The organism is Amycolatopsis sp. WGS_07 (assembly GCF_045278895.1).
GTDB lineage: Bacteria > Actinomycetota > Actinomycetes > Mycobacteriales > Pseudonocardiaceae > Amycolatopsis.
In genome coordinates this window covers 10,126,025-10,139,017 of record NZ_CP136053.1, presented here as the reverse complement: position 1 = coordinate 10,139,017, position 12,993 = coordinate 10,126,025, and the positions used below count along the sequence as shown (strand labels likewise).

The window sequence follows — 12,993 nt, the reverse complement described above, 5'->3', positions numbered from 1 at the left end:
TGATTTGTCCCGGTTCCGCGGTGTTCCCCTGCCGCCGGGGCTAGGGGTGCCGCCGCCACCGCGGCGTTCCTAACCTCGGAGCGAGCCCGCACCGAGCGGAGGGGGCGATCAATGCGTCCGCAAACCACGAGAACCTTGACTGCCAAGGAATTCGCCGATCTCAAGCACACGGTGGCGATCCGGTCGTCGGCGCGCCGGGCTGTCGCCGAGGACCCCGCCTATGCCACCCCGTTGCCGAGGGAACTGTGCCTGCAGCTGACCTATCGCTGCAATCTGCGCTGCAGCCACTGTTACCAGTGGAGCGAGCAGGGTTTCTTCCGCGACTTCGACACCGCCAAGCAGCGGACCGAACTCGATGTGGATATCGTCGCGAAACTGTTGGACGCCACGGAATCCGTACGTTCGAAGGTCTTTGTATGGGGCGGTGAACCGCTGATGCACAGCCGGTTCGGCGACATCGCCGAACTGCTGCGCCGCTCGCCGCGCACCGTCACCGTCTGCACCAACGGCCTGTTGTTCAAGCGCAATCTCGACCATCTCCTGGCGCTCGGCGAACACCTCAACCTTCTGGTGAGCCTCGACGGCCTCGGCGCCGATCACGAGGAACTGCGCGGCCGCGGCACCTTCGGCCGGACCACGAAGAACATCGAGCTGATGCTCGGCCTCAAGCGCGAGGGCGCGTTCGCGGGCGAGGTTTCGGTGAACTGCATGGTGTCCCACCGGACCGTGCACACGATGTACGAGTTCATGGAGTGGGCCGAAGACCTCGGCGTCAACACGGTCTACTTCCAGTTTCCCTGGTACATCAGCCCCGAGGTGGCCGAAGCGATGGACCGGGTCTACGCCGAATCCTTCGCCTGGCTGCCGGGCGACACCGGCACCGCCCGGCCCACCTGGCACTCCTACACCTACCGGCTGCCCCCGGAATGCCTGCCGGTGCTGCGCGAGTCGATGGACCGGCTGGCCTCGCGGCGGTGGCGCGTGCGGATCCGCTACCAGCCGCAGCTCGAACCGGACGAGGTCGAGGACTTCGTGCTCGGCACGCCGAAACCGGCCCAGCACCGCAGCCGCTGCCTCGCGGTGTCCAACCGGATGGAGGTGCACGCCGACGGCAACGTCAGCTCGTGCAAGTTCTTCCCCGAGTTCGTGGTGGGCAACCTGTACGAGACGGACCCGGTGCGGTTGTGGCACAACGAGTCTTTCCGGAAGATCCGCCGCATCCTCGGCGCGAACGGGATGATGCCCGTCTGCTCGCGGTGCGTCCTGCTCTACCTCAACGGAGTGTGAGAACCGTGCCGGACCTCGAACGCAGGGTCACCGACGTGCTGGTCGCCGTGCTGGACAACGGGACCGAAGCCGGCGAGATCGGCCCGGACGCCGATCTCGTCGACGACTACGGGCTGGACTCGCTGCAGATGATCTCCTTCCTCCTCGGAGTCGAGGACGAACTCGGCGTGCAACTGGACTACGAGCATCTCGAACTCGACGACCTGCGCGTGTTCGGCCGCTTCACCGGGTTCCTGCGGACACTCGCGACGCCATGACCGCGCACTTCGGCACGTTCGACGCCGAGCGCTGGTGGCGGCCCGCGGACCTGGCCACATTGCCCGCCGCTCCCGGGGGCGACGCCGCCGACGGCATGGACGAACTGCTCGCCGCGGGGTGTTCGCCGGGCGACCTGCTGCTGACCCGCCGCGCCCCGGCCCCCGAAATCCGGGCGTCGCTGGCCGACTGCGGCATCGAGTTCGAGCACCGCTTGGTTCCAGCGCCGCCGGGTACCCCGATCGAACGAGCTGTCGACGCGGAGACACTGGCCGGATGGCCGGAGATGGCTCCGTACGCCGTGCTGCCGGACACCGTCGCACTGGCCGCGCGGCTCGGTCGCGCTGACCGGCTGCCAGCCGCGGAAACCGTGGCAGCGGTCAATTCCAAGACTTGGTCGCACGCGTTGGCGCGGTCGCTCGGACTGCCCGGCGCGGGCGTCGTCGTCCGGTCCGCGGCCGAACTCGCCGAGGCGGTCGGCACCCGGCCGAGCGTGGTGAAAGACCCGTACGGAGTGTCCGGCCGGGCGACCCTGGAAGTGGCCACGCCTGGCGTGCTGCGCGCGGTCACCCGCACGCTGGCAGCCCAGAACGCGCGCGTCGAACTCCTGGTCCAGCCCCGCTTCGACCGGTGCACGGACTTCTCGGCGCACCTGCGCATCGACGCCGACGGGCGCTGGGAAACCCTTGGCGTGCAAGTGATGCACAACCGAGGCTTCCGGCACGCCGGATCGGAGCCCGCCCCGGACGGACTCCTCGCCGAGCTGGCTGAAGCCGGATACGACGAAACGCTCGCTGCGGTGGCCGAAGCACTGGCCGCAGCAGGCTACTGGGGACCGGCGGGCGTGGACGCGATGGTGCTGGCGGACGGGACGCTCGTGCCAGTGCTGGAGATCAACGCGCGGCAGTCCCTGGGGCTGTTGTCGCTGCTGCTGGACCGCCGGGTCCGTCCGCACGGCCTGCGCTGCCACCTGTGGCGGTTCGATCTGAAAGTCCCGCCGGGCAAGGGGATCAGCGACCTCTTCGCCGCGCTGCACCGGCTCCGCTATCGAGGACGGAGCGTCCCCGGAGTCACTTTGGCCGGCGGCAGCGGCCTCGCCGCGCCAGGCGGCCGGATCTACTGCGCGCTGATGGCCCGCCCCGGCGAGAGCGCGGCCCTGCGCGCCGATCTGCTCGACGCGATCGAGGCGGCCGGAATGACCGCGCGAGGAGAAACCAGATGATCGCTGAGGTGCTCGCCGCGGCCGGGGTGCGGCAAGCGAAATGGACGCCGCTGTCCGGGGCGAGTTTCAACACCGCCTACCGCATCCGCCCGCCCGGCCTGGTGGTCAAGGTGTCCCCGCCGCCGGACGCGCCCGCGCTGACCTACGAACGCGGTCTGCTGCGCACCGAAGCGTTGTTCTACGAAACAGCCGCAGCCGCCGTGCCGGTCCCGCGCGTCGTGCACACCGACTTCTCCCGACGCTTGGTCGACGGCGATGTCCTGGTGATGACCGAACTTCCCGGCGACAGCTGGGCCGCGCGCCGCGTACCTCCCACGAAACGCGCGGCGCTGCGAGCCGAACTCGGCAGCCTCGTGGCCCGCCTGCACCGGATCACCGGCACCGGATTCGGTTACCCCAGCGCGGTTTCGTCGAGCTGGCGCACCGCGTTCACCGCGATGCTGGACGCGGTCCTGGCCGACGCCGAACGGTTCTCGGCCGCCTTACCGGTGCCGATCTCGCAGGTGCGAACGACGCTCATGGCGAGTACCGCAGTCCTGGCGGAGGTGCGGACACCGGTGCTGGTCCATTTCGACCTATGGCCAGGCAACATCCTGCTCGGCGAGTCCGGGATCACCGGCTTCATCGACGGCGAACGCGCGTTCTGGGGAGACCCGCTCGCGGATCTGGTGTCACTGGCGCTGTTCGGCGACATCGAACGCGATGCCGACTTCGTGCGCGGTTACCGCGAAGCGGGCGGCGCACTGGTCTTCGACGATGCTGCCCGCGTGCGGCTCGCGCTGTACCGCTGCTACCTGTACCTGATCATGCTGGTCGAGACCGTGCCGCGCGGAGGTGGTGCACCCGCGACGATCCGGCTGGCGGACGCGCACCTGCGCCGGGCGCTGACGTTCCTCGGGAGGTCGTCGTGATCGAAGTGCTCACCTCCGGCGTGGCACTCGGCGTGCACGTGCCGGGGCTGCTGCTCGCCCAACGGCTGCGCGAACGCGGCGCGGCGGCGGACGTCAGCGTCCTCGAACGGCTGCTGCCCGAACGGAAACTGGCCACCACCGCCGAGATGAAATGGGCCTTCCACCGGGATTTCCGGCTGGCCAAGGCCGGGCACCGGCTGGCGACCGACCCGGCAGCGGTGACCGACCCGGCGGCCGAGGCGGCGCTGTTCGACCGCTGGGACACCGAGCGGGCTGGCACCTTCGTGGTCTTCTCCGGGTTCTGGCTGCCGATCGTCGAGCGCTACCTCGCCCGCGGCCGCGCCGTGCGGGTGGTGCTCTGCCACATCGACGCGATCGCGTCCCCGTCGTTCCGGAAAGCCGCCGGATGGCAAGTGCCGCACGAGGACGTCTTCCTGGTGGACGGGACGTCGATGACGGTCCCGTGCAGCGTCCCGGTGAGCGCGCGCCCGCCGGTCCCGTGGGCCGACCGCCAGCCCCGGCTGTACCTGCACGGCGGAGGCTGGGGGATGGGCACCTACCGCGAGCACATCGCCGAACTGGCCGGCTCCGGCTTCGCCCTCGACGTGCTCGCCTACCGCGAGTCCGATGTGGACCCGCGCCCAGGTGTCCGCTACTTCATGACCGATCCGGACTGGCATCCCTGGCACGACAACGGCTTCCCACCGCTTCGGCCAGCCGACAGCGCGACCTACACCCGCGGCGCCGCACACCCGGATTCGTTCGAGCTGGTCCGCATGGCCCAGGCGATGGTCAGCAAACCCGGCGGCGGGACATGTCTCGACTCGCTGTGGTCCGCGACCCCGTTGCTGCTGCTGGAACCGTTGGGAGCAGCCGAAAAACGCAACGGCGAGGTGTGGCAGCGGCTCGGTTTCGGGATCCCGTACGAAACGTGGCGGGACAGCGGCTTCTCCGGCGAACTGCTGGCCGGGATGCACCAGGCCCTGCTGCGGGCGCTGCCGGGAATCGCCGACTACTCCGCGGAGCTGGCCGCGTGACCCGGCACCCGCTTTCGGTGTTCCAGCGAGTGATGCTGGACCTGCGCCGGCACGCCGCGGATTTCACCGGACAGTGGTTCACCATGAACACCGTCCTCCAGCTGAGCGGCCCGCTAGACCCGGACGTGCTGTCCGCGGCCTTGACGAACCTGGTCGCCCGGCACGAAATCCTGCGCACCCGCGTGACCGAAGACGCCCAGCTGGTGTCCCCGCCCGGCCCACCGGTTTTCGAGGTGCACCAAGGCGACGGCTCGACCGACTGGCTGCACGCGCCGGTACCCCCGGAGTCCGGCCCGCTGGTAGTCCGCCTGATCCGCGACGCCGACCTGCTCGCCGTGCACCTGCATCATCTGGTCGCCGACCCCAGCACGGTCTGGGCCACCTGCCGAGAGCTTGCCGCGCTGTACTCAGCCGAACTGGGCGGCGTCGCCCCTCCCGCCCCGGTCGCGCAGTACGGCGACTACGCGACCGCCGAAGACCACCAGCGCCGTTCCGCCGCAGCCGAGGACCGGGCGTGGTGGAAAACCGCGCTGGCCAAGGACTTCGCGTCGGTCCGGAAAGACGAGACCAGCGCGCCGTTCGCCGAACGCGCAACGCTGCTGCCCGCCTCCGGACTGACCGCGGTCCACCAGTTCGCGCGAACACACCGGACCACCCCAGCCACGACCCTGTTCGCCGCACTGGCCTGCGCGATGCGCCCGTTCACCGGGCCGGGACCACTGGCGTTCACCACCGTGTTCAGCCGACGGGACCGCCCGGAATGGCGCCGGATGCTGGGCCCGTGCCTGCTCACCGCGTACGTCCCGCTGCCGTCCCCGCCGCCGCGGCTGACCCCGGAGTACGCCGTCGAGGTCCGCGACGTCCTGCGGGAGTGCCGCCGCCACTGCCGTTACCCCATGCCGGACGCCCGGAAGTTCCTGACCGAACCGGACGCCGCGGTCCCGTTCTACGAATACGTCCCCGACGACTGGCCCGCCCCGTACTCGTTCGGCCCGATCACCGGCCAGGTCATCGCGGCGGCTGGCCCCAAGGACACCCGCGCCCCGACGACGCTGGCGATCCGCTCCCGCTCGACCGCCGAAGGCACCCTGACCGCCCACCTTTCCTCCGACGGCCGAGGCTGGACCCGCGAACGCGTCCGAGCACTGTGGCCGGCGGTAGCCGAACAGGTCGGCTAAGGACGGCAGGGTTCAGGTCGCAATCCGCCCACAGCGGCAGCCCGAAGCGGCGGCGGCCTACAGCCAGGTCGGCATCACCGGGTCGACCTATTCCAGTGCGGCGAAGCGCGATCGCCACCCGGCGTAGGGCACGGCAAGGCGAGCACGTCGCTGGACTATGTCGACCTGATCATGATCGTCGGGGAGGAAGCGAGCACAGCGCCGTCCCGGCGAAACCTGTGGGTTAAGCGCGGGGCGGCAGCGGACGGAGGCTCTGACCGCTCGCCTGACCAGGCTCTTCGTGGCCCCGGCATGACTCGAACCTGCGATCTGGAGATTAGAAGGCTCTCGCCACCCAAGCGCGACCTCGGAGTCACGTCTGGTTTGACACGTGCACAGCAAGGCTTTCCGTCGAGCGGCCTCGCCCGCAACCGGCGAGGCCGCCCGGGTTCACCCTCCGAAGTAGCCGCTCCGGACTATCCGGTCGGCTAGCTCCGGATGATCGATAGTGGACGGCTCGCCATAGGACAGGTGGTCCTCGGAGAGGTAGACCGCCGAAGCGACCACGTAGCCGTCTGACCCGCCGTCGGTCACCGTGAAGACTCGTGCACCGTATTCGAGAAGATCGCGCAGTTCGGCTGGCTCTTCTGCAGGATCGGCGAGTCCGATCTCCAACCGCTCGTAGCGCTGCCGGAGATTGATTGCCCGCACCGCGCGGAACATGATGTCGATCCTGGTCGGGGCTTCGCTCGCCGAGGTCGCTCGCAGCAGAAGGACACTGTGTGAAGTCTGATAGGACCACAAACGGAAATTCCGCTCGAGACGCAGAGGGAAGGTCAGCTCAGGCATTCGGGGCTTCCGCTCAGAAGGAGTTGGGCATGAGGCGACCACCGATGTAGAAGTCGACGTATTTGAGAGCACCGAAGTCCTTCAACATCACCAGTTCCAGATCCGTCGCGCCGCCGATCTGCCGGGCGTTCCGCAGGATGGCTCTGTTGACCGCGGTGACCACGTCGATGTCAGAGCCTTCCATTCCGTCAAGAGTGAAGGATACCCGCACTGAACCGGGTTGCAGCTTCAGCAGTTGGGCGGTGACCCAGACCGTGCCCTGCCAGTCCTTGTCGCCCATCAGGCTGCGCGCGCCGACCGCACTCGCCAGCTTCTCGACATAGGCCTCCAGTCCGAGAGCGATGTAGTCAAGGCATCCAGAGTTGTGCACCAGCACGGGGCCTAGCCGAAATTGACGAAATACGAATGCAATCCGTCGACGGTGAAATTGTAAACCTGCGTCTGAATTTGCCGCGGGTGAACACTGGAGATCCGTGGTGTTTCGCCGTGCGGCGATTCCAGTTGCATCCCGGCCCGCAGGTTCTTGGCCGGCAGCCATCGGTGCTGGTTGCTCACCCAGAACGGGTGATCCGAGGTGGCGTGCAGCTGTGCCTGTCCGCCGGTGCCGGACACCTCGAGGTCCACGACATTCTTCAGGCCCGCGCCGTTGATCAACGCGGTCACCGGTTTGGCGGCGAGCACTCCGGTGACCGGATCCTTGGCAGTGACCACGTCGCCGGCCCTGATCTCCTACGAGGAGCGCGGATGCTCCCTTTTACTGCCGTTGACGCGAGCGCGGGCCGACCCTTGGCGTGCCGTCTCTTGTGGTCGGAGCGCGATGGACCACTGTGATCGGCGGCTAGGCGGCTTCGTTCGATGCGGTGGTCTTTGTGGACGGTCGGCGTGGCGGCGTTGCGGGCCGGCGGGCGAGTTCGATGCCGAGGGTGAGTTGCCCGGGTGACCGGCGGACTCTGGTCGGCTGGGTCGGTGCCTCGGCGGCGGGCAGGTTCGCGGTTGGTCGCGGCGTGCTTGCTGTCGGTGAGTGCGGGTGCCGGGCGAGGTGGTGGAGCTTGCGGAGATGCCGTTGGACGAGTCCGGCGCGGCGTGCTTCCGCAAAGAGAACTCGGGTGGCTCCGTTTCGGGCCCGTCGGCTGGGGCTGGGGTGGTCCGACATAGTGGTTCCTGGTGTGGTGAGCTGGCTGAGGGCAAGATCACGAATGTGTTTCGGGCTGGTTGAGGCGTCGTGATGGCGGGTGGCGACGCCGTGCTGCCGACCGCTCGATCGGGCGGAAGAGCCGCCGCGGCTGGCCGTTGCGGGGAGGGATCTGGCGGGCGCGCTCGGCCGGAGCCGTCGTCATGTGCACCGTTGGTGTGCCGCCTGGCTTGCGACCCTCGGCCGGGCCTGGCCAGGGATTCCCTGACCAGGCCGTTTGTGCCCCCGGCAGGGCTTCAGGCAGACGGCCCCAACGGGACCGTCTGCGGAGTGCCCCCGGCAGGACTCGAACCTGCGACCTAGAGATTAGAAGGCTCTTGCTCTATCCAGCTGAGCTACGAGGGCCCGGGTGGCCGACAGCTGCTGACCTCCAGCATGGGCAGCTTAGTCATCGCCAATCTCTCGATCGTTCGACACCGTCGAATCGTTTCAGCTTCCCTTCGTCGGATTTGCGGTTCTCCGGGACGGAATGCCACAGCGTGCGACGGTGCCGGTACGCACTGCTCGGGGGAGTTGTTCCGGCGGTGGCCTGGTGCGGCGGGCGGGCGGCGGTTTGTGCAGCTTGGACATGTGGGTCTCCGGGCGGGGGTTCGGCGGGTCGGCGGGGCTCGGCGGCGGGATGAGACTGTGGCGATCTTGTGATGTAAGGCATCTGGCCTGGTGGTGACGGTTCGGCGGTTCGGCGGTTGTGGAGCTGCGGACGGGTGTCGAACGAGGCGGGTCGGCTCGGGCGGACCACCCGGGGGTGTGGTCCGGCGGCGGTCACGGTGGGGTGGGATGGGGCGGGTCTGGCGGGATGTCGTGGGCCGGGGCGCGGAGGATCGATCGTGGATCGGGTAGGGCAGAAGGTCGGGCGGAGCGTCGTGGATCGAGGTGCGGTGAAACTGGCCGGGAGCGTGGATGGGGTGCGGCGGGGCAACGGCACTGAACGGGCGGGGACAACGGGCGGCTGAGCACGAGCGGGGCCACGCCTCCGACGCCCGCAGATCGGGACCAGGGCCTCGCCTCCCGTCCCCAGGTCGGGGCCGGGGAGCGGGAGGCGAGGGCCGGGAGAGGCCCGTGGGCGCGGATCTTCCGGGCTGCGCGCGCCCACGGGCCTCGGGGGCCGCCGGGGTCGCGGCCCCCCGGGGACAGGCGAACTGCGGCTGCGAGTCGACTCGGCCTGGAGCTTGCCTTGTTCACCTGGCCCGGTCTCGGGGCTATTCCCACACTTTCAGGGCACGCACCGCGAACGGGGACTGCGGAACGTACGTGCCACCGCCTGGGTAGGTGATGAAATCTCCTTCGGTGGAACAGTCGGCTCCTTGATAGATCGTGACGTCGCGGGCCATCCGGTTGACGAAGGAATGCGCTTGGAATCCCTCGGGCAGGGGAATGCAATCACCCGGATTTGCCGTGCGCAGGTCGTAACTCTGTGCCGTGCCGGAATAGGTTTCGCTGTCCCACAGGCAGAACTCGCCCGCACCGCAGGCGGGGCCGGCGGGAGCCGGGGGACCGGCCGGAGTCGCTTGGGCCAGGCCGGATCCGGCCAGGAGACCGGCGGTGACCAGCAGCAGGACGCCGGGCAGGCGGGACGGGACGGAGCGGCGGACCGGGAACGGCAGGGTCGGCATCAGGCGGCGGAACATCGTGGGAACTCCCCCTCATCGGAAACGAGCGCCGGCGAGAGAGCCGGCGGCGGCCCGGGGAAACCGGGTCTGTGTCCACGATGGCGGGTTCCGCGCGGTTTGTCTGCACGCATTCCTACGTCTGTGGACAAGTAGATTCCCGTCACTCGGACGAGACCTAGTTGTCCACAGATCGGCGAGCGGTCTTGCTAAATCGCCGTCGTGCTTTCGCGGACGGCCAGCGACACCGGGAGCTGGACCGGGGGAGGAACGGCGGCGGGGTCCGCGAGGAGGGCCATCACCAGTTCGCCGGCGACGCGGCCCTTGCCCGCCAGGTCCTGGCGCACGGTGGTGAGCGGTGGTTCAGACCACGCGGCCTGCGGGGTGTCGTCGAAGCCGACGATGGAAACGTCGGCGGGGACGCGCAAACCGAGGCGGTGGGCGGCGGCGATCGCGGCGAAGGCCAGTTGGTCGGACATGCAGAGCAGGGCGGTCGGACGCGCGGAAGCGGTGAGCAGTTCGGTGGCGGCGGCGCGGGCGGTCGAGGCGGAGAGCCAGGGGGCCTCGGCGACGGAGATGTCGGTGATCCCGGCGGCGGCCAGGGTGTCGAGGTAGCCGGCCAGGCGTTCCCGGGTGCCGTGGAAAGCGCTGGTGAAGCCGGAAATCCGTGGTGCGGCCAGTATTCCGAACCGCCGGTGTCCTCGCTCCACTAAATGGCGGGCGGCCAATGCGGCGCCGCCGCGGTCGTCGCAGCCGACCCGGGCCGTGTCCGGCAGCGGTGGCTGGTCGATGACCACCAGCGGCAAACCCCGCGCCCGTACGGCTTCCAGCGCGGGAGTGCCGTCGGCCAGCGAGTACGCGACGGCGATATCCGCTTGTGCGGCCAGCACTCGCGACGCTGGCGGGCCCTCCTGGGCTTCGTGGCCGGGCAGGAGCAGCAAGGCGTTGCCGGTGGGTTCCACGGTTTTCGCGAGCGCGTCCAGGGTGATCGACAGCGCGGGGTCGGAGAAGGCCGCCGACAGCGACGAATCGAGCAGGAAGGCGATCGCGCCGGTGCGGCTCGTGGCGAGGCTGCGAGCGGTCGGGTTCGGGCCGGGGTAACCGAGTTCACCCGCCACGCGCAGAATCTGCTCCCGCAGCTGCGCCGACAGCTGGTCAGGCCGGTTGTAGGCGTTGGACACAGTGGCGCGCGACACCCCGACCGCCTCCGCGACGTCGTCTAGCGTCGGGCGGCGGCGACGGCTGCTGGTCATCGGCGGAGCATAGAGGAAAGCTTTACAGTGCACCGGATTCCGTCCGACAACCCGGCTCGACCAGTGCAAACACCGCAAGCGAGCGATCCGGCGCGAAACCCGGCGGCGGCCCCCACCCCCGTGCCGCCGCGCGCGCGACCGGCCTAGTCTCGTACCGTGACCTCGGAACCTGTGACGAAACCGAACCGCGGACGCAAGACCAGCGTGCTCCCGCTGCTTTCGGTCGGAGTCGTGCTCGGCGCGGTCGTCGCGGTCGGGCTCGTCGCGCTCACCGGCGGCGCGGGCTACGTGATCGCCGGGCTGCCGGACCCGGGGCTCGTCACGCGGTACGGCGTCACCGTGGTCCGGGTGCTCGCCGAGGCCTCGTCGGTCGTGTGCGTCGGCGCCTTGCTGCTGGCCGCTTTCCTCGTTCCGCCACAGAAATCCGGCACGCTCGCGCCCGAGGGGTACGCCGCGGTCCGCACCGCGGGAATCGCCGCGTGGGTGTGGTTCGCGGCCTCGATCCTGTCGGTCGCCTTCACCGCCGCGGACAGCGCGGGCAAGCCGTTCGGCGACGTCCTCGACCCGGACACCTTGCTGAGCCTCATCGGCGCGATCGAACAGCCCAAGGCGTGGCTGTGGACGGCGCTGATCGCGATCCTGCTCGCCCTCGGCTGCCGCCTGGTGCTCAGCTGGGGCTGGACGGCGGTGCTGTTCTTCGTGTCCGTCGCCGGGCTCGTCCCGGTCGCGGTCACCGGGCACTCGGCCAGCGGCGGCTCGCACGACCTGGCCACCAACAGCCTGCTGTTCCACCTCGTCGCGGCCGCGCTGTGGGTCGGCGGCCTGCTCGCGGTGCTCGCGCTCGGCTGGCGCCGCGGCAAGAACCTCAGCCTCGCCGCGCAGCGGTTTTCCAAGCTCGCCCTGGTCTGCTGGGTCGTGATGGCGGTGTCCGGCATCGTCAACGCGCTGGTCCGGATCAACCTCGGCGACCTCTTCACCACCGACTACGGCCTGCTCGTCGTCGCCAAGATCGTCGCCCTGCTGCTCCTCGGCGTCTTCGGCCAGCAGCAGCGCAGCCGCGGCGTCGCGAACCTCGTCGACGGCAAGGGCGGCGGCCAGCTGCTCCGGCTCGCCGCGGTCGAAGTGCTGATCATGTTCGTCACCATCGGCATCGCCTCCGGCCTCGCCCGCACGCCACCGCCGCCGGACGCGGTCACCCAGCCGGGCACCGTCGAACTCCTCATCGGCTACGACCTCCAGGGCCCGCCGACGTTCTGGCGGCTGCTCACCGACTGGCGGTTCGACCTCGTCTACGGCACCCTCGCGATCGTTCTCGCCGGGTTCTATCTCGCCGGAGTGCGGCGGCTGCGCAAGCGCGGCGACGCGTGGCCGGTCGGCCGGATGGTCGCGTGGCTCGCCGGCTGCGCGGTGATCCTGCTGGCCACGTCGTCGGGCATCGGCCGGTACGCGCCCGCGATGTTCAGCGTGCACATGGGCACGCACATGCTGATGTCGATGGTCGCGCCGGTGCTGCTGGTGCTCGGCGGCCCGGTGACGCTCGCCCTGCGCGCGCTGTCCCCGGCCGGCCGCGACGCCCCGCCGGGACCGCGCGAATGGCTGCTGGCCGCCGTGCACTCGCCGGTGTCGCGGTTCCTGACGAACCCGATCGTCGCGCTGCTGCTGTTCGTCGGGTCGTTCTACGGCCTCTACTTCTCCGGCCTCTTCGACAACGCGCTCAACTACCACTGGGCGCACCTGGCGATGAACGCGCACTTCCTGCTCGTCGGCTACGTCTTCTACTGGCCGGTGATCGGCGTCGACCCGGCCCCGCGGCGGCTGCCGCCGGTCGGCAAGCTCGGGATGATGTTCGGGGCCATGCCGTTCCACGCGTTCTTCGGCGTGATCCTGATGAACATGCAGACCGTGATCGGCCGCGAGTTCTACACGTCGCTGAAGCTGCCGTGGGTCGGCGACCTGCTCACCGACCAGCGGCTCGGCGGCGGCATCGCGTGGGCGTCCGGCGAGGTGCCGGTGCTGCTGGTGCTCATCGCGCTGCTGGTGCAGTGGGCGCGCCAGGACGAGCGCGAGGCGAAACGGCGCGACCGGCGCGAGGAGAACACCGGCGGCGAGGAACTGGCCGCCTACAACGCGATGCTGAAGAACCTCGCCGACGGCAAACGGGCCGAATGACCGCGCGGAAATGATACCGCCGGAGTGAGGACGACCTGACCCTCGGTAGCGCGG

General features: G+C 69.6%; 12 protein-coding genes and 1 tRNA gene. 7 read left to right on the top strand and 6 right to left on the bottom strand.

The window, feature by feature from the left end:
• Window positions 1-135: 135 nt before the first annotated feature.
• The 6 genes from RPX00_RS47430 to RPX00_RS47405 are packed head-to-tail and all read left to right on the top strand — an operon-like array spanning window position 136 to window position 5,890.
• The gene (locus RPX00_RS47430; protein ID WP_406636017.1) at window positions 136-1,287 is read left to right on the top strand and encodes a radical SAM protein; all 1,152 of its coding nucleotides are present in this window, start codon (window positions 136-138) and stop codon (window positions 1,285-1,287) included.
• A gap of 5 nt (window positions 1,288-1,292) precedes the next feature.
• Complete coding sequence (locus tag RPX00_RS47425) at window positions 1,293-1,544, top strand: acyl carrier protein (RefSeq protein WP_406636015.1); 252 nt, start codon at window positions 1,293-1,295, stop codon at window positions 1,542-1,544.
• Window positions 1,541-2,764: a hypothetical protein gene (locus RPX00_RS47420; RefSeq protein ID WP_406636013.1), complete on the top strand. Its 1,224-nt coding sequence runs from the start codon at window positions 1,541-1,543 to the stop codon at window positions 2,762-2,764. The genes RPX00_RS47425 and RPX00_RS47420 overlap by 4 nt, the downstream gene beginning before the upstream one ends.
• A complete protein-coding gene (locus RPX00_RS47415) occupies window positions 2,761-3,675 on the top strand; it encodes a phosphotransferase (protein WP_406636011.1) in 915 nt (304 codons plus the stop codon). Before RPX00_RS47420 ends, RPX00_RS47415 begins: the two co-directional genes overlap by 4 nt.
• On the top strand, window positions 3,672-4,712 hold the full coding sequence (locus RPX00_RS47410; protein ID WP_406636009.1) for a hypothetical protein: 1,041 nt from the start codon (window positions 3,672-3,674) through the stop codon (window positions 4,710-4,712). The genes RPX00_RS47415 and RPX00_RS47410 overlap by 4 nt, the downstream gene beginning before the upstream one ends.
• Window positions 4,709-5,890 carry a condensation domain-containing protein gene (locus tag RPX00_RS47405; protein ID WP_406636007.1) on the top strand — a complete coding sequence of 394 codons (1,182 nt, stop codon included), beginning with the start codon at window positions 4,709-4,711 and terminating at the stop codon, window positions 5,888-5,890. The genes RPX00_RS47410 and RPX00_RS47405 overlap by 4 nt, the downstream gene beginning before the upstream one ends.
• Window positions 5,891-6,319: 429 nt before the next feature.
• Here RPX00_RS47405 and RPX00_RS47400 read toward each other — a convergent pair whose 3' ends face one another.
• From RPX00_RS47400 to RPX00_RS47375, 6 genes are all read right to left on the bottom strand, one after another.
• Window positions 6,320-6,592 (bottom strand): hypothetical protein, encoded by a 273-nt coding sequence (locus RPX00_RS47400; protein ID WP_406636005.1) that lies wholly within the window; start codon window positions 6,590-6,592, stop codon window positions 6,320-6,322.
• A gap of 139 nt (window positions 6,593-6,731) precedes the next feature.
• A complete protein-coding gene (locus RPX00_RS47395) occupies window positions 6,732-7,094 on the bottom strand; it encodes a hypothetical protein (RefSeq protein ID WP_406636003.1) in 363 nt (120 codons plus the stop codon).
• Between the two features lie 5 nt (window positions 7,095-7,099).
• Window positions 7,100-7,444, bottom strand: a complete 345-nt coding sequence (locus RPX00_RS47390) for a polymorphic toxin-type HINT domain-containing protein (protein WP_406643337.1) — start codon at window positions 7,442-7,444, stop codon at window positions 7,100-7,102.
• A gap of 737 nt (window positions 7,445-8,181) precedes the next feature.
• Window positions 8,182-8,255: transfer RNA gene (locus tag RPX00_RS47385), tRNA-Arg, on the bottom strand.
• Window positions 8,256-9,109: 854 nt separating this feature from the next.
• Entirely contained in the window at window positions 9,110-9,538 is a 429-nt protein-coding gene (locus RPX00_RS47380; protein ID WP_406636001.1) for a peptidase inhibitor family I36 protein, read from the bottom strand.
• A 188-nt stretch (window positions 9,539-9,726) separates the two neighbouring features.
• Complete coding sequence (locus tag RPX00_RS47375; RefSeq protein WP_406635999.1) at window positions 9,727-10,770, bottom strand: LacI family DNA-binding transcriptional regulator; 1,044 nt, start codon at window positions 10,768-10,770, stop codon at window positions 9,727-9,729.
• 156 nt (window positions 10,771-10,926) lie between these two features.
• Between RPX00_RS47375 and RPX00_RS47370 the strand changes: the two genes are divergently transcribed.
• Window positions 10,927-12,939 carry a cytochrome c oxidase assembly protein gene (locus RPX00_RS47370; protein WP_406635997.1) on the top strand — a complete coding sequence of 671 codons (2,013 nt, stop codon included), beginning with the start codon at window positions 10,927-10,929 and terminating at the stop codon, window positions 12,937-12,939.
• The last annotated feature ends 54 nt before the right edge of the window (window positions 12,940-12,993 follow it).

What these genes read in the sequence shown, in the direction of transcription:
- RPX00_RS47420 (WP_406636013.1), top strand. Translation starts at nt 1,541, where the DNA reads ATGACCGCGCACTTCGGCACGTTCGACGCCGAGCGCTGGTGGCGGCCC.
- RPX00_RS47415 (WP_406636011.1), top strand. Translation starts at nt 2,761, where the DNA reads ATGATCGCTGAGGTGCTCGCCGCGGCCGGGGTGCGGCAAGCGAAATGG.
- RPX00_RS47400 (WP_406636005.1), bottom strand. Translation starts at nt 6,592, where the DNA reads ATGTTCCGCGCGGTGCGGGCAATCAATCTCCGGCAGCGCTACGAGCGG.
- RPX00_RS47380 (WP_406636001.1), bottom strand. Translation starts at nt 9,538, where the DNA reads ATGTTCCGCCGCCTGATGCCGACCCTGCCGTTCCCGGTCCGCCGCTCC.
- RPX00_RS47375 (WP_406635999.1), bottom strand. Translation starts at nt 10,770, where the DNA reads ATGACCAGCAGCCGTCGCCGCCGCCCGACGCTAGACGACGTCGCGGAG.